Source organism: Flavobacterium sp. HJSW_4, assembly GCF_042436695.1.
GTDB lineage: Bacteria > Bacteroidota > Bacteroidia > Flavobacteriales > Flavobacteriaceae > Flavobacterium.
In genome coordinates this window covers 1-25152 of record NZ_JBHNPP010000001.1, presented here as the reverse complement: position 1 = coordinate 25152, position 25152 = coordinate 1, and the positions used below count along the sequence as shown (strand labels likewise).

The following is a 25152-nucleotide window of genomic DNA, read 5'->3' as shown; positions in this document are numbered from 1 at the left end:
GAACTCTAAAAACTCTATTCTTTAACGTATGAAAAACAATTACTTTTCGCGCCATCTTTTGGCACTTTTATGTTTTTTTTGTTGCATTTCTGGAGAACTTTTTGCCCAGAATAATCCAACAGCGCAAGAATTACCGATTGATCAAAAATTTGATGGATTAGCGGCAAATTCTACTACTTATCCAGCTGGTTTTCAGGGCTGGTTAGTAAGTTCAACTCAAAACACTTCAACTTATAGTACAGCATTGACTGGCGATAGAGGTTTGATAGCTAGCAGTACAGCAAATACTACCAGTGGAAATATACATAACTTCAATGGTAAAATTGGTTTTTTAAATACAACTAGTGCAGATTTTGCAATTGGTTTTGCGTTTTCGAGCGCTGGCATAACAGGTGTTAGGGTTGAATATGATGCTATGGTAATACGTAATCCATATGATGGAACAGCTAATTATCGTCTTCAAGAAATGGCTTTACAATATCGTGTTGGAGTTAGTGGGCCTTTTATAACTTTACCTTCAACAGCTTATATTAATAATAGTACAACACCGCAATTAACGGCAGTTACAAATCCGTTAGATAATACTTTTAAAAGAATTGGTGTTACATTGCCATCTACATGTGATAACCAAGAAGTGGTTCAAATAAGATGGATTGCGAGATTAGCTTCAGGTACTTCGGGTTCTCGTCAATCTTATGCAATTGATAATCTTCTTATTAAAAAAGATATAGTTGCCCCAATTAATAGCGTTGGTTACCCAAAAGCTACTAATGTTCTAGGATTAAGTTTCGATTTTGTTAATAAAATAAATGAAAACGGAAAAACGCATTATGTTTTACTTCCTGCAGGTAGCGCAGAACCAACAGTTGCACAAATAAAAGCAGGTCAGGATGCAAATGGAGCTTCTGCATTAGAATCAGGAGTTTTTGATGTAACAAATTCTGATCTGGAATATGTAAAAAGTTTTACGGGATTGCCTTTAAACACAGCATATTCTATATTTTCTATCTCAGAAGATGTTGTTGGAAATATTCAGTCATCGGTTAATAAAGTAGATGTGACAACACTAAGCGTGATGCCTCCTGCTATATCTCCATCTGTTGCTGTTTTGAATTTGGGAGGTACTGAACCAAATTTTAATACTTTAACAAATAGCTACCAAATAGGAGCTTCAGATCTTACTGCAAATGTAGTCGTTACTGCAACTGGAGGTTTTACTATTTCAAAAGATAATTCGACATTCACTTCATCTTTATCATTTGTTTCAACTGATTTTGATGCTAATGCAACGCCAACAGTTTATGTAAAATTCACTCCAACTTCTGTTGCAAGTTTTACAGGTACAATAACTCATGAAACAACAGGAGGAACAACTAAAACTGTTAATTTGACAGCTCTTGGAGTAAATCCTTTTGTACAAAATTTTGACGATCCAGATGTTTTTGTAAATAGCGATTGGGTGCAATATAATGAGGCAGGACCAATAAACAAATGGGTTTATACTAACCAATCACGTAATGTTAATTCTGGAACTGGAGCAGTTTTGGTAAACGGATATTCAGACAGTGGAGCTAGTAAAGATTGGTTAATTTCTCCGAGATTACGTTTAGATGGTTTTAGCCAAATTCCTGTATTATCTTTTTATTCTCGCCAATTTTATGATGGACCATCTTTAAAATTAGTAGTTTCTACAAATTATGACGGAGTTAGCGATCCAAATACGGCAACATGGACACCATTAAACGGTAAATTTCCTGAAACTACAGGAAGTTACGCAAAATCTGAGTTTATCAATTTATCAGCTTATAAAACAGATCATACTTATTTGGCTTGGGTTTACGAAACTACTTCTGGTGGATCTGATAACGCTGCAGAATGGTCGTTTGATGACTTTGCTATTCTTGACGGATCAAAATATGTAGATTCTAACCCGTTTTTAGATTTTGCAGATGTAAGTCCGAATTCGGTTTCTGCTAGTCAAACTTTTGTTTTTAGTGCAGCAGGATATGATGATATCACTATTGCAGCTCCGGCTTCTTTTGAATTATCATTAGATAATATTTCATTTGCATCAAGTATTGTTGTTCCTTCTGCAGATGCATTAACAGGGAAAACAGTTTATGCAAGATTTGCTCCAACTACAAAATTACCAAATATTTCTGGTGTTTTAACGGTAACAGGAACAGCTCTAAGCAAACAAATTGGTTTATTTACGGGTACTTCTATTTTAAAGGCAGACACTTATGATGTAGTGTCTTATAACTTAGAGTTTTTTGGAACAGATGCTAGAGACGCAACGGGTAAAGAATTTGGACCAACAAATGATGCGTTACAAATAGAAAACGTAGCGAAAGTAATGAACACATTGAACGCAGACGTTTATGTAGTTCAGGAAGTTTCTGATGAGCCATCATTAGATATTTTAATTCAAAAAATTAGTGTTAACGGAAAAACATTCGATAAAACAATATCAACTTCTTGGTCTTACTCATTTCAGCCTTTAGATCCATTTTTTCCACCTCAAAAATTGGTTGTAATTTACAATACGCAAACTACTACTGTAAAAAGTACAAAAGTGTTATTTAAAGATTTGTACGATCAAGTTCGCGCTAACACGGTAGTTTTACGAGGTTATCCAGGAACAGATACTCCACAAAAAAATGATGATAGCTTTTTCTCATCAGGACGTCTTCCTTATTTGGTTCAAGTTGAAGCTAATATTGGCGGAATTAAAAAAGAAATTAACTTGATTGATCTTCACGCACGTGCAAACAGCGGAAGTGATATTTCGAAATACAATCAGCGTAAATATGATATTGATTATCTAAAAGATGCATTAGATGCTGAATATCCAGATTCAAATTTAATTCTTTTAGGAGATTTTAATGATGACGTTAAAGCTTGGGTTGGAAATGCAAATACAGTTTCGTCTTACAAGAAATTTGTAGATGATACTACTAACTATAATGCATTAACATTAGGAATTAGCCAAGCTGGAGCTTATAGTTTCTTAAGTTCACAAGGATTCTTAGATCATATTTTAATTTCAAGCGAATTGAATGATGATTATATCGCTAACTCGATCGCAGTTTATGACCCGAGAAATTATATTTCAAATTATACGACAACAACTTCAGACCACGGACCAGTTATTGCTCGTTTCTATTTGTCAGAAGACGTACTTTCTACACCTGATTTTGGAAAGAACCAATATTTCGTAAAAGCATATCCAAATCCTGCAACAGATGTTTTAAATTTTGATATCAAAACAACGCAAGGAAGAGACTTGAAAATTAGATTATACGATTTTAATGGTCGTGCAATTGGAAACCCAATTAACGTTAAAAATGAATCTGAAGTTAGTACAGCAGTTGTGGCTGTTGGAAATCTAGTTTCTGGAGTTTATTTCTATACGGTTACAGAAAATAATAAAGTAATTTTCAAAGATAAAGTCATTAAGAAATAATCGACTTTTATAAAACAGAAAAGGCAGTCATTTAAGACTGCCTTTTTTTATGCAAATATTTTTTTGAATTCTTCTAAATCAATTTTATCCGGCTCAGTAAAAAGAAAGAAATAATCCAATTGCCATTTCTGAGTTTTTTGTGCTTGCTTGCTCGTAGTTTCATCCCAAGGCGGATAAACTCTCGTAGCTCTGATTCCTTCTTTATTTTGGGTAGAAAAAACACCTTTTTCCAGTAATATTTTCTTCGGAAAAATAAATTGTCCCCAATTTTGATCTTTTCGAACAGTTACAATTACAAAATCAATCTCGTCGGAATAATCGAAAGGTTCAATAATTCCAGTTTGATTTCGTTTCCATAAAGTAACAAATTGCCCCGTTTTGGTTGAAGTGATTTTCGCTTCTCTGTAACAAATATTTTTATTGTTTAATACAAAACGATAAGCGCTATATTCTTCGCTTTCAGATTCTTTTTGTAAAGAAGCTGGCTGTAATTCGGCTTTGTCAAAAACAATTTCTTTGCTTAATAATAAATCAGCTGAAGCAGTAATAAAATCCATAAAAATCAACTCTAAAGTTTTTTTGAAAATTACTGCAAATTCACTTTAGAAAGAAACATTCAGACCAAAATTTAATCCCCATTGAAACTGATTGAAAGATTGGCTATTTAACGGATTGATATAATAATTCATCGCAGGTTCAACAAAAACATTGGTTTTTTTGTACACGCGATATTGAACTGTACTGCTCAAAGTAGAACCATAAACGTAATCATTTGCATTCATATTTTCTCCAATAGAATGTCCGTCCAAATTCACATTGTTAGAAATTAATTTACCAACAAAACCTCCCGTATTTAGATTAATGCGGGCTTTATTTTTATTAAAAATAGCATAAGAAACCTCAAGAGGCATCTCCACATATCTTAAATTTTGATCCAGTTTACCCGTTTGTACATTCTCACTTTTCATCGCTTCTTTTGTACTATTTGAAATCAAAAGATATTCCTGACTTGATGAATTTGCTGTAGCAACAGGACTGTCAGCATAAGAATTGCCAGAATTAAAAAACGCATTGCTTTTGGCACTAACATACGATACATTGGCAACGCTTTGTCCTAATTCACTAATTTTTAATCCAGAACCTACAGCCCATTTTTTATTAAGGCTATATTTTGTTTTTACACCGTAAGAGTTAGATTGTTTAGAATCGTTTACGTTGCCTAGAGTTTTTTCATTTTTAGTATTTTCAGAACTTGCAACACCAGCAAAAACGGCAACCGCCCATCTTTCTTTTTTATCAATGAAATTATCTTTTTTCTCTTTTTCTTCTTTTTCCTTTTCTGGAGATAAAATTCCTTTTTCTAAATTCTGAAGTTCAGCCAACTGCATAGAATCTACTTTGCTCAAACTATTGTTAAGTTTCACTTCGTCTTTTATAATAACTGCTTTATCCGTGCGGATATTTTCGTTTTTCCCTGAAAGCGCAGTATTCGATTTGTATGTGTTGCTGTTTCCAGAAGCGTTTTGACTATTGAAAGCTAGATTTTTGTTGTTTTTAGCAGCTAGTTGTTCGTCAAAAATAGAATTTGAAAGCTGTTTTTTTGCTGTCGAATTAAATTTACTTTCTTTACCAAATGCAATTCGTTCTTCAGAAATTCCTTTGTTTGAAACTTTCGAATTATTTCCTAAAATAGATTTGCCAGAAGATTTTACAATCGATTTATCTTTTGATGAATCATAATTCTGAAATGCTACAGTTTGGTTTGGAGTATTTGAGGAACTTGGTGCGTTGTATTTAGAATCTTTATTATTGGTTTTGTATTTAGAATTGTTTTGAGCTACAGAAGTCTCTTGAGCTTGAACTCCAGATTCAGTAGTAAGCTGATTTTTTCTTGTTGAATTTCCTAAAACAGATTTGTTAGAAGATTTCACACTTGACCTATCTTCTGATGAATTAGAATTCTGAAATGCTACAGATTGATTTGGAGTATTGTTTTGACTTGGAACGCTGAATTTAGAATCTTTTTTATCGGTTTTATTTTTAGAATTTGTCTCTGCTACAGAAGTCTCTTGAGTTTGAATTCCAGATTCAGTATTGAATTTATTTTTTGTTATTGAATTTACATTTAAAGAATCAGACCTTTTGCCAATATTTTTATTTTGATCTAAATTTTTGTTGTTAGAATTGTCATTTATTTTTTTGTCCAAAACAACACTGTTATTGCTGTTTTCTAAACCGCCATTGTTAAGATTTGTATTTTCAGATGAACCAGTAAAATGTAAAATTGAAGGCAGAAGCAACCCTAATAATAAGCATGCAGCAGCCGACCACCAAAGAACAACTCTCTTCTTCTTTTTAGGTTTGTCTAATTTTTCTTCAATCTGACTCCATAATTCTGGAGGCGGAACACTCGAAAAGTCTTCCATTGATGAAAAAATATCTTCTATTTTATGCTTCTTCATGCTGTTTTAAAATTTTTTATGCTCAAAATTCGCTTTTGTAATATGTGTTTGGCGCGATTTAAGTTTGATTTTGATGTCCCTTCGGAGATTTTTAGGAGCTCGGCAATTTCTTTGTGTTTCATTTTTTCAAATACATACAAGTTAAAAACCGTCCGATATTGATCTGGTAAATCCCGAATGTACTCCAGCAGTTTTTCCTGCTCTATCGGAATAGTTTCTAATTCCTCTTCTTCTACAAAATCGGTGTCGGGATCAAAAACATCTAAAAAGAAACTCTCTTTTTTCTTTTTATTTAAAGTTTCGATGAGTTTGTTTATAAAAATCCGCTTCAGCCAGCCTTCAAAACTTCCTTCAAATTTATACTGGCTTATTTTCTGAAACGCAATTACAAAGGCCTCTTGAAAAACATCTTTCGCGTCATCTTCGTTCTTCATATATTTCAAACATATACCATACAGAACAGGAGAGAACAACTGATAAATTTTCAGCTGTCCCTCTCTGTCATTTTTCATGCACAGTTTGATATATTTTTCTAACTCGTCTTTCAAGAAATGGTTCAAATTTGATTTTGCAAAAATAGTTTTAAATAGCTTACAAAACTATCTTTTAAAAATAGTTCGAGTACCGTCTTGACTGTTACTTACTATTGTTAAGTTTTGATTGTCAAGCTTTTCTATTACGTAAGTTTTGCCTTCAAACGTAATTAGATCATGCTGTGAATGATCAAAAAATCCATTTCCTTTTTCTATCTGATAAGCACTATTTCTTATCTCAACATCGTTTTTATATGTAATAACCCTTCCGTCTTGGGTAAAGATAATTTTCTTGGTAAATCCGATTGTTTTTGGCGTTGTCACGTAAGGATTATCAGCGCCGCCAATAGATTTTTCCCAAGTCCAAGTATTTATGATTGATCCGCCGGCTTCTTTAGATGCGTTTACAGAAATCATTGATGTAAAAAGAAAACAAATAATAAAAGATAAAAAAAGTTGTTTCATGATTGAATTATTTTAAGCTTGTAATTTTTTCTTGAATCGTTTTTTTGAAAAGTTTGATATCGGCGCTTTGATCTTCAGTATCGTTATTATCGATGTAAACTTTAGTTACGCTTGCTCCTTGTTGCAATTCGAAATATATTCCGCCTTGATCTGCAGCGTCAGGAGAACCGTATGTTTTAGTCTGTCCTTTTAGAGCTAAAATTTCTGCAGGAACGCTTTTTAATAATAAAGTATATTCGCCTCTTTTAATAGTTGGAGTATATCTGTATTGTCCAAAATTATATTGATTTGCAGCAACATTTAAGAATTTCAAAGTGTTGTAATCATTAATTTGATAGAATTTTTGGCAGTCTGAACTTAAACATTGGTTGTTGAAACTTCCAACAACAATATGGTCTGCATTCTCTGTTGTTTTATTGAAAATCATTCCTTTTGATGTTTTCGGAATCAAAACAAAATTTGAAGGATAAGTAGTAGAAGGCGTTACCGTTTCACCTGTAGCAGGAGTTTTTTCGTAGTAGTTCACAACGATTTCACAATTGTTTTCTACAATAGAACTAATCACGATTTCATAACCGCTTGTAGGTTTTGAGCCAGCAAAGATTCCAACTAAATATTCTTTTGTAAAATCAATATTAGGATCACTTGCAACAGGGCAGCTGTTAGCATGTTTTGTAAAATATTCATTCATTTTTTCTTGAGATCCAACAACAATTGCTGCTGGAACACTTTGCTGCGTTTTTTCGCTATAATTACATGAGAAAGGAAAACCAGTAAAATTTACAATTGTATTAGCACCACAATCTACATAGTTATTTCCATCATTGAGAGAACAGGCGCTGAATCCAAAGGCTACAAACAAGCCAAGCATTAATTTTTTCATAATTATTTCAATAGGTTTATATCTTAGTAGATTACGGTTTCAAAAAAAGGTTGCGTTGAGGTTGATTTTTTTTTAGAATAAAATGTTGGTTTAGTTTGAATTGAGAATGAATTAGTGAAATTTCTATTTTAAAAACTAAGCACTACGTATTATTGCGTACTTTTACGTAAAATAAACTTAGTTATGTTTGATTATATACCGTTTTTATTAGGTTTTGTTGTTGCACTTTTCGTGGGTATATACGTAGGAAAAATGCTTTCTACGTCAAAATTTCAGTCAGAAAAAGCTATTTCTGAGGAAAGATTAAATGCTGTAAACGGTCAATTGCAAATGCAAAAAGAGCAGTTTGAAAACGAAAAAAATAATTTGCAGAAACAATTGCAACTCAATATGGCTGAGAAAGAAAACATTCGAACAGAAAAAGACAGTTTGGCCATTCAACTTTCTAAAAAAGAAGTTGATTTTGAAAATTTATGGGAACGACATAAAGAACAAAAAAGCGAAATCAACGAACTTCAGGAAAAATTTACCAAAGAATTTGAAAATCTTGCCAATAAAATTCTCGAAGAAAAATCGGCAAAGTTCACCGAACAAAATACCGTAAACATGAAAAATATCCTGACGCCTTTGCAGGATAAAATTCTGGTTTTTGAACAAAAAGTAGAACAAACTCATAAAGAAAGTATCGATTATCATGCGGCGCTTCGTCAGCAGATTATTGGTTTGAGCGAAATGAACGCGCAAATGAGCAAAGAAACCTTAAACCTGACCAAAGCATTAAAAGGCGACAGTAAAATGCAAGGAAATTGGGGCGAATTAGTTCTAGAACGTGTTTTAGAAAAATCAGGTTTAGAAAAAGGCAGAGAGTACGAAGTGCAGCAGAGTTTTACAAACGCAGAAGGAAATCGAGTTTTGCCAGATGTTGTAATTAATCTCCCTGATGGTAAAAAAATGATTGTCGATTCGAAAGTTTCGCTTTCGGCTTACGAGAAATGGGTCAACGAAGAATCGGAACTTTTAAAAATTGAATTTTTGAAAGAACACGTCATTTCGATAAAAAGGCACGTCGATCAATTGGGCAGTAAAAATTATCACGATTTATATCAAATGGAAAGCCCAGATTTTGTGTTGCTTTTCATTCCGATGGAACCTGCTTTCGCCATTGCTTTAAACGAAGATCCTTCTTTATACACAAAAGCTTTCGACCGAAATATTGTAATCGTTACGCCAAGCACGCTTTTGGCTACGTTAAGAACAATTGACAGTATGTGGACGAATCAAAAGCAACAAGAAAACGCCTTAGAGATTGCAAGACAAGCTGGAGCTTTGTATGATAAATTTGAAGGTTTTGTGTCTGATTTAGTCCGAATTGGAAATAAAATAAAAGATACCAAAACAGAATACGAAAGCGCGATGAATAAATTGGTCGACGGAAAAGGAAATTTAATTTCGAGCGTTGAAAGATTGAAAAAAATGGGAGCAAAGGCCAAGAAAGCGCTTCCAGAAAATATTATTGCAAGAGCAATGAATTCAGATGAAAATGAATTATTGAATTAAAAAAATAAACACATAGAGACATAGAATTCAGATTGATAAAAGGCGTCACTCACATAAATACACATAGCTAAATACACAGACATAGCTATGTGTTAGAAACTAGTTTCTTTCTAAGTTCTTTTCAAGAAAACCAAAATCTATGTTTCTATGTGTTTAAAAAAAAAGAAGAACACAACTAATCAAAAAATACCAAAAACAAAAACATGAGTACAGATTTCAAACCCGTTTCATCATCAAAAGTTAGTATATCAGAATTAATGCTGCCTTCGCATACCAACTTTAGCGGGAAAATTCACGGAGGATATATTTTACAATTATTAGATCAGATTGCTTTTGCATCGGCATCAAAATTTAGCGGAAATTATTGCGTAACGGCTTCTGTAGATACGGTAAACTTTCTTAAACCAATTGAAGTTGGTGAATTAGTAACGATGAAAGCTTCTGTAAATTATGTCGGAAGAAGTTCTATGGTGGTCGGAATTCGTGTAGAAGCAGAAAACATTCAGACAGGAGTTATCAAACATTGTAATTCATCTTATTTTACAATGGTTGCCAAAGATAAAGAAGGAAAAAGCGTTCAGGTTCCAGGCTTGATTTTGTCAAATTTGCAGGAAGTGCGCCGTTTTAGAAAAGCGATAAAACATATCGAAGTTAGAAAAGAAGTTGAAGAACACGAAAAGTTAGCCAATATCAATTCAATCGAAGATTTGGCAAGTCTAGAAAAGTATAATGTTCTTTTAGAAATTAGCTAAATTTTCTTATATTTATTTAATACATTAAATATTAGAAAATATGGTCAAGTTCGGATATACTATTTTATACGTTGAAAATGTCGAAGAATCTGTTTCGTTTTATGAAAACGCATTCGGTTTTTCGAGAAAATTTGTTTCGCCAGATAATGATTACGGCGAATTAATTACAGGAGAAACGGCACTTTCGTTTGCTTCAAAAAAATTAGCGGCAAAAAATCTGCCTGATGGTTTTGTTGAAAGCAGTTTAGAAGACAAACCTTTTGCAATAGAAATCGGTTTTATAACTGAGAACGTGCCTGAAGTTTTACAAAAAGCGACTTCTTTTGGTGCAGTTATCGTTTCTGAACCGGTAGAAAAACCATGGGGACAAATTGTTGCGTATGCAAGAGATTTAAATGGTTTTTTGATTGAGATTTGCACAGAAGTGAAAGGTTAGTTTGCAACAAAAACATTCACAAATATTTAGCATAAGTTCTAAAACTTTGCAAGCAAAAATTCCGTAACTTTAAGTGTAATTATTGGGTTACGGAATTTTTTTCACTGGGTACTGCCGTTCGTTTTTTCAGATTTATCAGAATCTGTTTTTTGTTTTCTTTTAGCCAGAAAAAATAGAATGACATAATTGTTCAAATGCAGACGATTATGAAAACAACTACTTTATTATTTTTACTTTTTACCGCTTTATCTGTCATTGCCCAAGACAAATTTTTCACAAATACAGGGACAATAAACTTTGAAGCGTCTGTTCCTTTGTTCGAAGAAGTCAGAGCCGTAAATAGACAAGTTGCTATACTTTTAGAGCCTAAAACAAGTACTTTTATCTGTACTGTTATCATCAAAGATTTTCGTTTTAAATTGGATCTCATGCAAGAGCATTTCAATGAAAATTACATGGAAAGCAATCGTTATCCTAAAGCCATTTTTAAAGGAAAGATTGAAAAATTTGATTTGAAAAATGTTAATGAAGTTGAAAGACAATATCAGATAAAAGGCAAACTTAATTTGCGCGGAAAGTCGAAGGAAATTATTGTGAATGCTTTAATTAAAAGGGTTCCAGAAGGAATTCAAGTTATCTCCGATTTTCCAATCGAGGTATCCGATTTTAATATTCATATTCCAAATACGATTGCTGGGAAAATTGGAAAAACGGCCAACACAGAACTGACGGGTGTAGTGCGTAGCGATGAAGCGATGCTTACGCTGAAATAAAAGTTATTTGATGCAATTTATAAGCGTTTTTTCTAAATCGGTAAATTGAAACTTAAAACCAGTTTCCTGAATTTTTTCTGAAGAAACACGTGTTCCTGTTAAGACAGCAATGCTCATTTCGCCTAAAAGAATTTTTAGGAAAAATGGAGGAACTTTTGGCAACCATATACTATAATCGTACAATTTAGCTAGGGTTTTAGAAAACCGAGCATTTGTTGTATTGTCTGTTACACAAGCATTGTAGGCGCCTTCGAGTTTGGTGTCTTCAATGCTTTTTAAATAGATTTGGCACAAATCTTCAATATGAATCCAAGGGAGATATTGTTTGCCCGAACCCAAAACAGCTCCAAAACCAGATTTAAACGTAGGAATCATTTTTTTTAAGAAACCTTCATTTTTACCCAAAACAATTCCAGTTCTAATTTTGACTGTTCGAATACCTAAAGAACCAATTTTATCTGCAGCACTTTCCCATTTCTGACAAGTAGTGCCTAAAAAATCATCGGCTGGAGGCGTATTTTCCGTGAAGATTTTATGGCTAGTAACAGCTCCATAAACTCCAATTCCAGAAGCAGAAACAAATGCGTCTAGTTTTTTATTGTTTTTTTCTAAAATAGAATAAATCATTTCTACTGGACAAACGCGACTTTCAACAATGGCTCTTTTACGTCTTTTGGTCCATCTTTTTTCGACTATTCCTTCGCCAGCAAGATGAATAATGTAATCGGCATTGAGAATCGCATTTTTGTCAATATAGTTTTTCTTCGGATCCCATTTGTAATAAGTAACTCTTGGCGTATCTTCTTTATCAGAACGACTCAAAATAGATACAGAAAAGCCAGCTTCGATCAGAACATCAGTCAAATGTTTTCCGATGAAACCAGTTCCGCCAGTTAATAGAACATTTTGAGCCATAATAGTTTATAATATATTTAACAGAGTATTGTGTTTAATGATAAGTAAAGGTACTTAAACAATGTTTACCTTTATGGCAAATTCTAAATTTTAATAAAATGACGACTAAAAAAAAGGTAATTACCAAAGATGATATCGTTTCAAAATATATGGAAGAAGTTCTAGAAAAAGGTCAAAAACCAAAATCGGTTTATCATTTTGCCAAAGAAAATGATTTTACTGAAGCTGAGTTTTATGCTTTCTTCGGAACATTAGAAGGTTTAGAAAAAGAAATATTCCGACTGTTTTTTGAAAACACTGTGAATCTTCTTCACAAAAATGAAGAATATCAAGGATATGACATGAAGAATAAAATGCTGAGTTTTTATTTTACTTTCTTCGAAATCCTGACAGCAAACAGAAGCTATGTTTTACAATCACTTAAAATAGATAGAAATCCGATTAAGAATTTAGTTCAGTTGACAACGCTTCGAAATAGTTTTAAAGATTATGTTGCCGAAATCTTAACGGATGATTACAGATTAGAACAAGAAAGATTTCAAAAATTTCAGGAAAAAGCGATTCAAGAATCTTCTTGGTTGCAATTAATGATGACCATTAAATTCTGGATGGAAGATGAATCTCCTGCTTTTGAGAAAACCGATATTTTTATCGAAAAGTCGGTTAACGCTTCATTCGAATTAATGAATGTTGCGCCAATGAATCATCTGATTGATTTTGGAAAATTTTTGTTTAAAGAAAAAGTACACAGCAGATAATGAAAACGATAGATTATATCCCAACTTCAAAAATTGAAAGAGCGGGAAAATTGGTTCAAACGGGTGCTAAAATCGGTGTAAACTACGTAAAGCATTACGCCGAAAAAATGGTAAACCCAGATTTGACTCGTGATAAATTGAACGAAAACAATGCAGAAGATATTTATGACGGACTAAAAAGCTTAAAAGGAAGTGCCTTAAAAGTGGCTCAAATGTTGAGTATGGACAAGAATTTTCTGCCTCAAGCTTATGTGGAAAAATTTTCTTTATCGCAGTTTTCTGTTCCGCCACTTTCTGCTCCTTTGGTTTTAAAAACTTTCAAAAGCAATTTTGGAAAAACGCCATATGAGATTTTCGACGAATTCAATCCGAATTCTGTCAATGCAGCAAGTATTGGTCAAGTGCATTTGGCAAAGAAAAATGATAAAAAACTAGCGGTTAAAATTCAATATCCTGGAGTTGCCAATAGTATTTCGTCAGATTTGGCTTTGGTTAAACCAATTGCGATTCGAATGTTTAATCTACAAGGAAAAGATTCTGATAAATATTTTAAAGAAGTTGAAGACAAACTGATTGAAGAAACTAACTATTTGTTAGAATTGAAACAAAGCCAAGAAGTTGTTGAAGCTTGCAGTAAGATTGAAAACATCACTTTCCCGAATTATTATCCGGAGTTTTCGTCAGAGAAAATCATTACAATGGATTGGATGACGGGAATTCACCTTTCTGAATTTACAGCCAAGAATACCGATCAAGAAGCTGGAGATAAATTAGGTCAAGCGCTTTGGGATTTCTACATGTATCAAATTCATGTTTTGAGAAAAGTACACGCAGATCCGCATCCAGGCAATTTTTTGGTTGATGATAAAAACCAATTGATTGCTTTAGACTTTGGTTGTATGAAACAAATTCCAGAGGATTTTTATACGCCGTATTTCGAATTGATCAATAAAAATGTCATTACAGATAAAAAGCTTTTCAATGAAAAATTATTCGAATTAGAAATTCTTCGTCAAGACGATACGCCAGCAGAAATTGAATATTTTACCGAAATGTTTCATGATTTATTATCTCTTTTCACGAAACCTTTCCAAAACGACACTTTCGATTTTGCGGATGAAAAATTCTTCAACGCAATTGCCGAATTAGGAAAACGTTTCTCAGAAGATACAAACCTGAAAAAAATGAACGGAAATCGCGGTTCTAAGCACTTTATTTACATGAATCGTACTTTCTTTGGTTTGTACAATTTAATGTTTGATTTGAAAGCAAAAATTGTGGTGGATAATTATTTGAAATATTAAAGTTTTAAATTTCAATATTTTAAAATCCAAATTCCAATGTTTAACTTGATTGGAATTTGGATTTTTTTGTTTCATATTAAATCTAGTATGTCTTCCTGAGCGAAGTCGAAGGGTCGCAAAGTGAGGACACAAAGTATGGATGCAGCATGCGGTCCTTCGACTTCGCTCAGGAGGACAAAAATATTACTCATAAAGTTTGTCATTTCGACGAAGGAGAAATCTCCACAAGTAGCTCGACACAGATTGAGACATACTTTATGGAGCTACTTGTGGAGATCCCTCGTTCCTCGGGATGACAAGATTGTGCGTAAAGTTTGGAATTTGGAATTTTTAAATTGGAATTTATTTAGCAATAATTCCCTTCTTATAAGTCGCAATCGCACGATCTCTTGCAAAAGCGTGATCAACCATTGGTTCATTATAACCAAAATCAAATTCAGGAATCCATTTTCTAATATATTCTCCTTTTTCGTCAAATTTCTTTTGTTGAATTTCGGGATTGAAAACTCTGAAATAAGGCGCGGCATCGCAACCTGTTCCCGCTGCCCATTGCCAGTTTCCTACGTTGGAAGCCAATTCAAAATCCAAAAGTTTTTCTGCGAAATACGCTTCACCCCATTGCCAATTGATGAGTAAATGTTTGCAGAGGAAACTTGCCACAACCATACGCACACGATTGTGCATATATCCGGTTTCGTTTAATTGGCGCATTCCAGCATCAACCATTGGATATCCAGTTGTGCCAGAACACCAGCGCTTGAAATCTTCTTCGTTATTTCGCCATTGAATTCCGTCGTAATTGGATTTGAAATTATGATTTACACAATTTGGAAAGCTAAATAGAATCTGAATAAAGAATTCTCTCCAGATTAATTCGCTTAAAAAAGTCTGATTTTTTTTGTTCGCCCAGTTTACTAATTTTCGAATGCTTACCGTTCCAAAACGTAAATGTGGAGAAAGATAAGAAGTGCTGTCTAAAGCCGGAAAATCTCGAGTTTCTTTATAATTAGCAATTTGTGTTAAGTTGTGCGGAAGAACCTTTATAGAACTTCTTTCAAAACCGATTTCTGCTAATTCGGGAAATTTGAATTTGTTTTTCGCAAAATTAGATTGAAATGGAGTCGAATCATATTCTGGAGCAGATCCTGAAAGATGATATTTCTCCAGCCATTTGTTTTTATAAGGTGTGTAAACCGTATAGGGAAGTCCGTCAGCTTTTGTGATTTCTTTTTCTTCGAAGATTACGTGATCTTTAAAAGAGAAAGATTCGATATTATTTTCTTTTAATAAAGATGAAATTGCAGTATCTCGTTTAATAGCAAACGGTTCGTAATCTTTGTTGAAGAAAACGTTCTGAATGTCAAATTCTTCAATAAGCGATTTCCAAACTTCTTTAGTTTTTCCTTTTTTAATTAGAATAGAAGAATCTAATTTGCTTAATTCTGAATTTATTTTTTCTAAAGAATCGTAAATGAAAGTTACTCTGGCATCGTTTTTTGGAAGGTGTTCTAAAATATCATCGTCGAAAATGAATAAAGGAATTACAAGAAAATCAGATTGTAAGGCGTGAAATAATCCTGTATTGTCTTCTAAACGCAAATCACGTCTAAACCAGAATAAAGTAACTTTTTGTTTTGTCATTGGTTGGTTTTATTTTTTAAACACATAGAAACATAGATTTTATTTTGTTTAAAAAAGGGAAAAGAAAGAAACTAGTTTCTAACACATAGCTGTTTGTGTATTTAAGCTATGTGTATTTATGTGAGTGAAACGTCTTTTTTTACTTAATTTAATTTCTATGATTCTATGTGTTTAAAATTTTTAAGCTTTTTTAGAATTAAATAATTCGTTGATTTTATTGAATCTATAATCAAAAATACTTTTGAGTTTATTTTTTACAACTAAACGGTTCATGATTCTTCCGAGTATTCCGAAAGGTAAAGCGTAATGAACAATGTCAGTCATTTTGGTTCCGCCGTCTGGTGTTGGTTCGAAGAAATGTTTATGATGCCAAATTTTATAAGGTCCGAATTGCTGAATGTCTACAAAATACTCGTTTTCTTTGCAGGCTGTAATTTCGGTTACCCAAGAAACTTTGATTCCGAGAAGTGGTTTTAAAGTGTAAGTGATGATTTGTCCTTGATACATACGCTTTCCGTCGTAATCTTGAATTTGAAAATTCATATTGTCGAGCGTAATGGTTTGGAGGTTTTTCGGACTCGAGAAAAAATCCCAGCAATCTTCTACGCTTGCATTGATATTTTGTACGGTAACTATCTTATATAATTTCATAATCACAAATCTTTCTTGAAATACGTGAGCGTTAGGGGGTGAAGTGGAGCTCTTTTTGTGGCAGGCTTTTTTTGCCTGACATAAAAAAGCGGGAACGGAACACTCGATCCGCCGCGGCGGAAACGCCCAAAATATTTTACATTTTATAATATTTGAATGGTACGAACAACATTCCGAAACATTCTCCTTTTTCTTTGTTGAGGTGTTTGTGGTGTATTTTATGGGCTTTACGGAGTCCGATGAGGTATTTGTTTTTGGTGTTTTTAAACCATTTAAATCGCTGATGAATCAAGACATCGTGAATTAAAAAATAACAAGCGCCGTAAAGTGTGATTCCGCAGGCAATGAAAAACAAATAATTGAATCCGCCCTGAACGCCAAAGTAGAATAAAATAATACTCGGAGTGGCAAAAATGACGAAGAAAATATCGTTGCGCTCAAAGGTATTTTCGTATTTCGGCTGGTGATGATCGGTGTGAAAATACCACATAAATCCGTGCATGACGTATTTGTGCGTCAGCCACGTCACACATTCCATGAAAAGAAAAACGCCTAAAAAGATTAAAAAAGAAATCATTTTATAAATGTTGAGGTTTTAAAATTATCGTTTTATTGGTTTTGAGTTTAGCTTTTAAATTATAAAAGATTGACTCAAATGGTTTTTGTTTTGTTCGAAATTCACCCAATCTTGTCATTTCGACGAAGGAGAAATCTCCGTAAGTAACTCCTCAACGAAATTCCAATCTTTGTCGAGCTTCTCGCGGAGATTTCTCCTTCGTCGAAATGACAAACTGGACTTTAATGACAAACTGTGTGCTATACCAATTTCAATTTATACGTCACAAAAGACTGCGCCAAAAGTCCTGCTTTTGTGTAATTAGAAACCCGAATTCTGGAGTTTCCAATTTCGTAATAAGGCGTATTTTTTAGCTTTTGAAGCAATTTTCTATAGTAAACATAAGCGGTGTAAACTCCGAATTTGGCTTCGATTGGCAATTTTACAATTCCTTGATAGGCAATTCTAAAATCTTCTTCAATTTCTTTTATGATTTGGTTTTTTGAATCTTCGTTGAAATTATTCAGATTGATGCCCGGAAAATAAGTTCGGTTTAAGATCGTGTTATCGTCTTTTAAATCTCTCAAGAAATTTACTTTCTGAAAAGCAGAACCCAAACGCATCGCCTCGTTTTTTAGTTGTTCGTATTTATGTTCTTTTCCAGAAACAAAAACTTTCAAACACATTAAACCTACAACATCGGCAGAACCGTAGATGTAATCGATGTATTCGGTTTGAGTCTGATAATTCGATTTTATCAGATCCATTTTCATGCTTTTTAGAAAAGCCTGAACTAGATCGTCGGTGATATTATATTCTTTTACAGTGTGTTGAAACGAATTCAAAATCGGGTTTAAACTGATGCCCAATTGCATTGCTTTGTAATATTCTTTTTCGAAATCTTCGATAAGATATTCTTTTTCATAATCGTGAAATGAATCTACAATTTCGTCAGCAAAACGAACAAATCCGTAAATGCTGTAAATGGCATCGCGAATGCTTGGCGAAAGCATTTTTACGGCGAGCGAAAATGAAGTACTGTAATTTTTGGTTACCAGTTTGCTGCATTTGAAAGAAACGGCGTCGAATAGTGATTTCATTTTTTTAAGATCTAAAAGATTTTTGAATTAATTCAGCTGCGAGTTTTCCTGAAATTAAAGCAGGCGGAACACCTGGGCCAGGAACGGTTAATTGTCCTGTGAAATATAGATTCTTGACTTTTTTGCTTTTTAATTTTGGTCTTAAAAAAGCCGTTTGCAATAGCGTATTGGCCATTCCGTAAGCATTTCCTTTGTAGGCGTTATAATCGGCTACAAAGTCATTTTTGCAAAATGATCTCTTAAAGATAATGCTATTTTTTATCTTTTGCTGTGTAAGTTCTTCAAAACGAGTGATTATCTTTTCGAAATATTCTTCCCGTAAGGTTTCGTTATCTTCGATTCCAGGCGCAAGCGGAATTAAGAAAAATCCAGATTCCATTCCGTCTGGAGCTGCGGTCGCATCTGTTTTAGATGGGAAATTGGCGTAGAATAACGGAGCATTCGGCCATTTTGGATTGTCGTAAATATCGGCAGCATGCTGATTGAAATCGACATCAAAAAATAAAGCGTGATGCGAAATATTTTCTATTTTTTTATCGAAACCCACAAAAAATAGGAGAGAAGATGGAGCGAAAACTCTGCTTTCCCAATATTTTTCAGAATACATTCGGTGTTCTTTTTCGAGTAAAGTTTCAGAATGATGATAATCGGCACCGCTTAAAACAATATCTGCTTTTAAGATTTCGCCATTAATAACAATTCCTTTTGCAGTTTTATTTTCGACAATTATTTTATCAATTGCTGAATTGGTTTGAATGGTAACGCCAAGTTCTAAAGCCAATTTTTCGATTCCTCGAATGATATCAAACATTCCGGTTTTAGGATGCCAAGTTCCTAAACCGAAATCGGCATAATTCATAAAATTATAAAACGAAGGCGTTTTAGTTGGTTTTGCTCCAAGAAATAAAACTGGGAATTCAAGAATCTGAATTAATCTTTCATTCTTGAAATTTTTCCGAATATCAGAACTTACATTCTTAAAAAACTGATTGAGTTTTAATGCAGTTTCTTTTGTAATTAATTCTAACGGAGAAACTCCTGGGCGATAAACCAAATCCTTGATTGCAATATCATAATTGCTTTTGGCTTGATCAATAAAGTTTTGCAGCTTTTGACCGCTTCCTTTTTCGATGGTTTCGAAAGTATATTTTATTTCTTCCAAATTATCGTAAATGCTGATAAAATCATCCATTCCAAAATAAACCCGATAGGCTGGATTTAATTTTATCAGTTCATAATAATCGGAAGGTTTTTTATTGAAATCTTGAAAAAAGCGTTCAAAAACATCTGGCATCCAGTACCAGCTTGGACCCATGTCAAAAGTAAAACCATCTTCTTTGAATTGTCTTGCGCGCCCGCCAATTGTACTGTTTTTTTCGTAAACGGTAACGTTATTTCCTTGTTGAGCAAGGTAGCATGCGGCCGCTAAAGAAGAGAAGCCTGAGCCTATTATTTGGATAGTTTTTCTCATTTGTTTAACAAATATAAGAAAAACTTAAACAAATATAAATTAAAGCATGTTAATAGTTTCTTCCATCGAATCAAAAACTCGAATTCTGTCTGTTAAGATTTTTTCATCTATGTATTCAACCATTTTACCCATAAGCCAGATTTCATTATTTTTCTGCAATAATTTCTGTCCCATAGATTTTACATATTGATTAATTACGCTTCTGTCCGGCTGAACAGTCATGAATGAAATAAACGTAATGTTCTCAAAATGTTTGGTTAAATCCTGTAAGTTTTCAATAGGCATGCTTTCTCCTAGATAAATGGTTTTGTATCCTTTATCTAAAATTTCATATTGCAGATATAATAATCCGATTTGATGAATTTCGTTTAACGGAAGTGATAAAACAAAAATTCGATCGGTTTTGATTGGTTTTCTAATTTGAAGACTTTCTGTATAAATCAATATCTTCTGCTTGATTAAATGACTCATAAAATGTTCATTCGCAGGAGTGATTGTTTCAGACTGCCATAGTAATCCCAACTCTTTTAAAAGAGGTAAAAAATGATCTTTAAAAACTTCTTTAAACGTTTTTTCAGTAATAAGCCAATCGAATGTATTGAAGAATAATTCTTGGTCAAAGTTCATCATCGCCATTTTAAAAGAAGTGATGGCGTAGTTTTGAGAGTTTTTCTTCGAAATTATTTCGCGTACCAGTTGCGGTATTTTTTCTTCAGGATAAGTTGCAATTTTAGAAATCTTATATCCGTATTCGTGCAGTAACGTAATGTTTAAAAGTTTCTGTAGGTTCTGAAGATTGTAAAATCTGATATTGGTATCGGTTCGCATCGGTTCAAGGATGTTGTATCTCTTTTCCCAGATGCGTATGGTATGCGCTTTTATTCCAGATAAGTTCTCAAGATCTTTAATGCTGAAAACAGTTTTAATATTGTTTATCATTTTTCGCGATTAAGTCAACAAATGTAAAATAAAATCTTAGATTCGACATTAAAACTAAATTAAAAAGATAGAGAATTAGAGGTTTACGTATTTAGAATATATTTTTTACCTAAAAACAGGTATTTATTTTCTAAGAAATATATTACTTTGATAAAAAAGAAAACAGCCTGAAGATTAAAAATCTTGACAGACTGTTCTTATTTTTTTAGTTTTTTATTATTTGCAGAAAGTAGCTCTATTTTTTGCAGCGCTCTGACTTCCTAATTCGATTGCTTTTGTAAAATCTTTGCAACAATTTTTCTTGTCTCCGATTTTATTGTAAGCTAAACCTCTTAAATTGTAAGCAACATAATCTTTCGGATTTAAGCCTAAAGAAGCTGTGCAATCGTCAATTGTTCCTTGGTAGTTTAGCAATTTGTAGTTAACATTGGCTCTGCCTGTGTAAGCATCTGCATTCATGTCGTCAAGTTCGATTGTTTTGCTAAAGTCAGCTTGAGCGCCTTTCAGGTCATTTAGTTTGAATTTTGCAACGCCACGGTTTTGGTAAGCTTCAACAAATTTAGAATTCATGCTGATAGCTTTGGTGTAGTCGGCGATTGCGCCTTTAGTGTTTCCGGCTTCAGCTTTTTTCATGGCTTTGTCGAAATAGCCCGTTGCAGATTGTGCCCAGATAGAGCAAGTCATCATCATAAATGATGCTAATAGTAGGTTTTTCATAATACTAATTTGGGATTAGTGGTTTAATTATTTGTGAACGAATTTAAGAAAGTTTTGTTTTCTAGAAAGATTTCTTTTTAAAATAATGGATGGAAAATTTAATTAAAAAAATAGGCTAGCATATAAATAGTCAAGAGCTATTTTTTGTTTCTTTTTACTTTAAAATTTGAATGGAAAACAAGTAGAGGGAAATTATTTATACATTCGTTAGAAAATGAATTAATATGGGATATTGGTGTAGTTTGCATTTATTTGATGATAAGAAATTCTATAAAGAAGTGGTTCCGCAGCTAAGAGGGGAAGTTGGAGATTTGACTGAAGCTATTCGGGAGTTCTTAAAGCATTATCTTACTGGTGGGATTTCTCATTTGTCTGATGAAAAACTGAACAGTTTAATCGAGCAGAATAATCAAAACATTATTTCAATTTCGAAATCAATGGATCAGACTTTTAAGATTCATCATGAATTCGATAAAATTACAGACTATAAAAGTCAGAATTCTTTTTTAAGCAGATTAGATGGTCATTATGAGTTTTGTAAATTTTTGGAGTATTATTTGTTTAAGACTTGCGCTGACTATAATCCGTATTTGGGATTAGGCAAAGGAGGAGTTTCACGAAATTTTACTATTTCTAGCAAAACAATGGCGTCCAATATTATTGATGAACTTGACGATTCGTATGATTTTTTGTCTGAAGATAGAATGGGAATTGCAAATTGGATAACACATGAAGATGTTGAACTTCTTTATCTTGATAAAGAAAATTTGCATTTTGAAGATAATGAACGGGCAGAATCTTTCTTAAAATTGCTAGATATTGCATACCAAAACAAGCTCGGCTTTATTATGGGGATAGATATGAGAGAAAGTCAGCTGGAGTTATTATATGAAAATAAATTATTAAAAGGGCATCTCTAATCGGTTCTTTATTTTCAAATATCCTAAAAACAAAAAAGGCCAAGTAAAATAATTACTTGACCTTTTGTGACCCGACTGGGGCTCGAACCCAGGACCCCATCATTAAAAGTGATGTGCTCTACCGACTGAGCTATCGAGTCATTCATTTCTTCAATGAGGGTGCAAATATAAGGACTTTATTTAGCTTGGCAAGTCTTTTTTGAATGAATTTTGAAATAAAATTTAGAAAAACTGGTAAGGTGTTGTTTTATAGTGGAATAAAACTTCTTGTTTTAAGTAAATAAAAATTAGGATAGATTTTAATCGTATTTGCCTTTTAGTTTGAAATTTTTAATTAAGTTGTTTTCTGTTAGGAAGTTATATTCAATGTCAATGGTTTTGTTTTTAAATTTGAAATATCTGCCGTCAGTATAAATTATTTCTTTTTTATCTTGATCGTCCCAAAATTCGATATAATATTTGTGTTCAAACGCGTCAGTTGTTTCTTTGCCTTTGAAAATTTCGGTAAACAAATAATAGCTTTCCGATTTTGTCAAATCACAAATTTGATTTCCTTTTTTGAAACTGATTCGCCATATCGGAAATAAAAGGTCTTCTGTTTTTAAAGGAGTTAGTTTTATTTGTTGGTATAAATATCGAACAGGAATAGATGCCCAAATTAGAGCTTCAGGAGATTGTCTTCCATAATCGCTAATCGATTTTACAATTTTGTTGTTTTTAATGAATGTTATGGTAACCCTTTGATCATCTGTCCAGTTTGCTTCATAATGGTCTTTAAGATTCATTATGTCAGCTTTCTTAAATCTATTTTGAATTTCTTTATATTGAGCTTTAGTAATTTTAGATTCGAAAAAGCCATTTTGAGTATTATAATCTTGGCCATAATATAAGACGTTGCCATTGTTTTCAATACTGATGTCTAAAATAGGGCAAGAACCAAAACAACCTGAAGATGAAACTATAATTTGATCGTAATTCTCATCAGGATTGATTTTGTATTTCGTCCTTGCGTATTTTGCAAAAATGCTATCTTCTACTTTTGTTGTTAATGTATCTCCAATAATAGATTCTATTTTCTGATTTTCCCAAGTTTTGCTTCGTAAATCAAAAATTTTCAAACTATCATTTTCGATTTTATATTTAGTAGTGGTTCCTAAAAAATAGGTCTTTCTGTCGTCCCATTCTTTTGCTTCAGTCATTTTAAAGTATCCAGATTTATACTCCGCTATATTGTTTTCTGAAAAGATATACCCTTGTTTAGGTGAGTCAAATGGAGGGGGAGGTGGGATATTAGGGTTTTGTGTCTTTGGTTTTCGCTGGTCATCTGTTTTAACATAGATCCATTCGCCAAGAATATCTTTTTCAAATTTTTTGTCATTGTTGGTCTGGCACGAGTATAAAATAAAAAATAGTGCGATGTATAATACGAGTGTCGGCTTCATATATTTATTTCGATTATTGTAATTTTTGGTTTACAGTAATGTAAATATAATCGATTTTGGAAGTAGTTTTTAAGGAGAGGTTTTAAAACTAAAAAAGCGGAAATCTTAATTATAAAGATTTCCGCTTTAAGTGACCTTGACGGGACAGAATTCGAATCGCTTAATGGGGGATTTGAGGGGTTTAAATGATTTCTAAATTGTGATTCTAAGTTGATGTCACTATTAATTAGTGTTTTTTTTGCTAATTAATTAAAATATGTAGTGCCGTTGAAATTCACATTGATGCAGTAGGAAAGTGCAAAAAAAATATAAAGTGCATTTGCTAATTTCATGAGTTAAAAATTCTATTTTTGAAAACAAGAAATACTAAAATTTGTCAAGGATAGCTAATTTAATTGTGGTCGAAAAGGGCGAACATCACAAGGCGGAAATAAAAGTTATTGGAAATTCGAATTCAAACACATAATTCAGTTTACTTTATTTCGTATGAAAAAAAAATATATACAGTTTGCAATGCCAAAAGAATGTAATGGATCATCTATGTATGATTTATTGAGTCATTTAGGTGAAGATTACATGAGATATATGTCGGACTTTGGAGAAATTACTGAATGGCTTATAGAATTTTCTGATTTTGGTAAACCAATCCGTGAAGTAGGATTTAAAAGAGGTGAAGTAATATTAAAACTTCCGGATAATGAAATTGTTGGATTTTGGCAAAATAGCAAATTAACAGAAAATGATTTACGAATGTTTTTTAAAGTTTCCATAAAGTCTGAATCAATTTTTCAAGAAAACTGGGAAAGTTTTGAAAAAACAATTTATAATTTTCAAACTGAAATTAAAAAATATCGCTATGTGATTAATATAGATGATAATGAAGACTATAGTTATTTAAAAACGATAATTAAGTTTAAAGACAAAAGAAGAGTTTTAAGGATTTACTTTTCGAACAAAGAAGGCGACAATACCATTCAAAGCTATAACTTTTTTAATTATTCAATACTTAAAATATGTGGTCAATTGAAAAACTATGGAATTGATTCAGATTTGTATTTGTTAGAATCTGAACTCATGGATTAATCCATGATGGGCTTTGAGCCACAATCTCATTTAAATATGATACTTTCAAAGCTAGAAAAAAATCTTCTAAATTTTCGAACCATAAAAAAAGCCTGAGAATGCAGATTCTCAGGCTTTTTAATCTTATAGTGACCATGGAGGGATTTGAACCCTCACGCCCTTGCGAGCACCACCCCCTCAAGATGGCGAGTCTACCGTTTCTCCACATGGCCTTAAAAGAAAAAGGTCGAGTAAAATAAATTACCCGACCTTTTGTGACCCGACTGGGGCTCGAACCCAGGACCCCATCATTAAAAGTGATGTGCTCTACCGACTGAGCTATCGAGTC

23 protein-coding genes and 3 tRNA genes are annotated in these 25152 nt (G+C 32.9%); 9 read left to right on the top strand and 17 right to left on the bottom strand.

Annotated features, from left to right (window positions below):
* The first annotated feature begins 28 nt into the window (after positions 1-28).
* Positions 29-3466: a T9SS type A sorting domain-containing protein gene (locus tag ACE01P_RS00130; protein ID WP_379692769.1), complete on the top strand. Its 3438-nt coding sequence runs from the start codon at positions 29-31 to the stop codon at positions 3464-3466.
* Between the two features lie 47 nt (positions 3467-3513).
* Here the strand turns inward: ACE01P_RS00130 and ACE01P_RS00125 are convergent, their stop codons facing one another.
* From ACE01P_RS00125 to ACE01P_RS00105, 5 genes are all read right to left on the bottom strand, one after another.
* Complete coding sequence (locus tag ACE01P_RS00125; protein ID WP_379692767.1) at positions 3514-4023, bottom strand: MepB family protein; 510 nt, start codon at positions 4021-4023, stop codon at positions 3514-3516.
* 45 nt (positions 4024-4068) lie between these two features.
* Entirely contained in the window at positions 4069-5928 is a 1860-nt protein-coding gene (locus tag ACE01P_RS00120) for a hypothetical protein (RefSeq protein WP_379692765.1), read from the bottom strand.
* Complete coding sequence (locus ACE01P_RS00115) at positions 5925-6440, bottom strand: RNA polymerase sigma factor (protein WP_379692763.1); 516 nt, start codon at positions 6438-6440, stop codon at positions 5925-5927. The genes ACE01P_RS00120 and ACE01P_RS00115 overlap by 4 nt, the downstream gene beginning before the upstream one ends.
* 87 nt (positions 6441-6527) lie before the next feature.
* Entirely contained in the window at positions 6528-6926 is a 399-nt protein-coding gene (locus tag ACE01P_RS00110) for a hypothetical protein (protein ID WP_379692761.1), read from the bottom strand.
* 7 nt (positions 6927-6933) lie between these two features.
* Positions 6934-7809, bottom strand: coding sequence for a protease complex subunit PrcB family protein (locus tag ACE01P_RS00105; protein WP_379692759.1), 876 nt, complete (start codon positions 7807-7809; stop codon positions 6934-6936).
* Positions 7810-7992: 183 nt separating this feature from the next.
* On the opposite strand from ACE01P_RS00105, the gene rmuC reads away from it, so the two are divergent.
* The 4 genes from rmuC to ACE01P_RS00085 all read left to right on the top strand — a co-directional run bounded on the left by rmuC (position 7993) and on the right by ACE01P_RS00085 (position 11327).
* Positions 7993-9366, top strand: coding sequence for a DNA recombination protein RmuC (gene rmuC / locus ACE01P_RS00100; protein ID WP_379692757.1), 1374 nt, complete (start codon positions 7993-7995; stop codon positions 9364-9366).
* Positions 9367-9569: 203 nt separating this feature from the next.
* Entirely contained in the window at positions 9570-10118 is a 549-nt protein-coding gene (locus ACE01P_RS00095; RefSeq protein ID WP_095929541.1) for an acyl-CoA thioesterase, read from the top strand.
* 40 nt (positions 10119-10158) lie between these two features.
* Positions 10159-10554: a VOC family protein gene (locus ACE01P_RS00090; protein ID WP_379692754.1), complete on the top strand. Its 396-nt coding sequence runs from the start codon at positions 10159-10161 to the stop codon at positions 10552-10554.
* A gap of 206 nt (positions 10555-10760) precedes the next feature.
* Positions 10761-11327, top strand: coding sequence for a YceI family protein (locus ACE01P_RS00085; protein WP_379692752.1), 567 nt, complete (start codon positions 10761-10763; stop codon positions 11325-11327).
* Positions 11328-11330: 3 nt separating this feature from the next.
* On the opposite strand, the gene ACE01P_RS00080 is transcribed toward ACE01P_RS00085, so the two are convergent.
* Entirely contained in the window at positions 11331-12242 is a 912-nt protein-coding gene (locus ACE01P_RS00080) for a TIGR01777 family oxidoreductase (protein ID WP_379692750.1), read from the bottom strand.
* A gap of 98 nt (positions 12243-12340) precedes the next feature.
* On the opposite strand from ACE01P_RS00080, the gene ACE01P_RS00075 reads away from it, so the two are divergent.
* Positions 12341-13000, top strand: a complete 660-nt coding sequence (locus ACE01P_RS00075; protein ID WP_379692748.1) for a TetR family transcriptional regulator C-terminal domain-containing protein — start codon at positions 12341-12343, stop codon at positions 12998-13000.
* Positions 13000-14304, top strand: a complete 1305-nt coding sequence (locus ACE01P_RS00070; protein ID WP_379692746.1) for an ABC1 kinase family protein — start codon at positions 13000-13002, stop codon at positions 14302-14304. Before ACE01P_RS00075 ends, ACE01P_RS00070 begins: the two co-directional genes overlap by 1 nt.
* 342 nt (positions 14305-14646) lie before the next feature.
* Here ACE01P_RS00070 and ACE01P_RS00065 read toward each other — a convergent pair whose 3' ends face one another.
* The 7 genes from ACE01P_RS00065 to ACE01P_RS00035 all read right to left on the bottom strand — a co-directional run bounded on the left by ACE01P_RS00065 (position 14647) and on the right by ACE01P_RS00035 (position 21379).
* Positions 14647-15945: a cryptochrome/photolyase family protein gene (locus ACE01P_RS00065; RefSeq protein ID WP_379692744.1), complete on the bottom strand. Its 1299-nt coding sequence runs from the start codon at positions 15943-15945 to the stop codon at positions 14647-14649.
* A gap of 180 nt (positions 15946-16125) precedes the next feature.
* On the bottom strand, positions 16126-16596 hold the full coding sequence (locus ACE01P_RS00060) for a hypothetical protein (protein ID WP_379692742.1): 471 nt from the start codon (positions 16594-16596) through the stop codon (positions 16126-16128).
* Positions 16597-16732: 136 nt separating this feature from the next.
* Entirely contained in the window at positions 16733-17173 is a 441-nt protein-coding gene (locus ACE01P_RS00055) for a carotene hydroxylase (protein ID WP_379692740.1), read from the bottom strand.
* A 239-nt stretch (positions 17174-17412) separates the two neighbouring features.
* On the bottom strand, positions 17413-18252 hold the full coding sequence (locus ACE01P_RS00050; protein ID WP_379692738.1) for a phytoene/squalene synthase family protein: 840 nt from the start codon (positions 18250-18252) through the stop codon (positions 17413-17415).
* A 4-nt stretch (positions 18253-18256) separates the two neighbouring features.
* Positions 18257-19723, bottom strand: a complete 1467-nt coding sequence (locus ACE01P_RS00045; RefSeq protein ID WP_379692736.1) for a phytoene desaturase family protein — start codon at positions 19721-19723, stop codon at positions 18257-18259.
* 39 nt (positions 19724-19762) lie between these two features.
* The gene (locus tag ACE01P_RS00040) at positions 19763-20662 is read right to left on the bottom strand and encodes a MerR family transcriptional regulator (RefSeq protein ID WP_379692734.1); all 900 of its coding nucleotides are present in this window, start codon (positions 20660-20662) and stop codon (positions 19763-19765) included.
* A 216-nt stretch (positions 20663-20878) separates the two neighbouring features.
* Positions 20879-21379, bottom strand: a complete 501-nt coding sequence (locus tag ACE01P_RS00035; protein ID WP_379692732.1) for a tetratricopeptide repeat protein — start codon at positions 21377-21379, stop codon at positions 20879-20881.
* Positions 21380-21603: 224 nt separating this feature from the next.
* Here ACE01P_RS00035 and ACE01P_RS00030 point away from each other — a divergent pair, with 224 nt between their 5' ends.
* Positions 21604-22299, top strand: a complete 696-nt coding sequence (locus tag ACE01P_RS00030) for a hypothetical protein (RefSeq protein ID WP_379692730.1) — start codon at positions 21604-21606, stop codon at positions 22297-22299.
* A 67-nt stretch (positions 22300-22366) separates the two neighbouring features.
* Here the strand turns inward: ACE01P_RS00030 and ACE01P_RS00025 are convergent.
* Positions 22367-22439: transfer RNA gene (locus ACE01P_RS00025), tRNA-Lys, on the bottom strand.
* 159 nt (positions 22440-22598) lie between these two features.
* Positions 22599-23741, bottom strand: coding sequence for a DUF6438 domain-containing protein (locus ACE01P_RS00020; protein WP_379692728.1), 1143 nt, complete (start codon positions 23739-23741; stop codon positions 22599-22601).
* Between the two features lie 486 nt (positions 23742-24227).
* Here ACE01P_RS00020 and ACE01P_RS00015 point away from each other — a divergent pair, with 486 nt between their 5' ends.
* The gene (locus tag ACE01P_RS00015) at positions 24228-24824 is read left to right on the top strand and encodes a hypothetical protein (RefSeq protein WP_379692726.1); all 597 of its coding nucleotides are present in this window, start codon (positions 24228-24230) and stop codon (positions 24822-24824) included.
* A 129-nt stretch (positions 24825-24953) separates the two neighbouring features.
* On the opposite strand, the gene ACE01P_RS00010 is transcribed toward ACE01P_RS00015, so the two are convergent.
* Positions 24954-25036: transfer RNA gene (locus ACE01P_RS00010), tRNA-Leu, on the bottom strand.
* Positions 25037-25079: 43 nt separating this feature from the next.
* Positions 25080-25152, bottom strand: a tRNA-Lys gene (locus ACE01P_RS00005).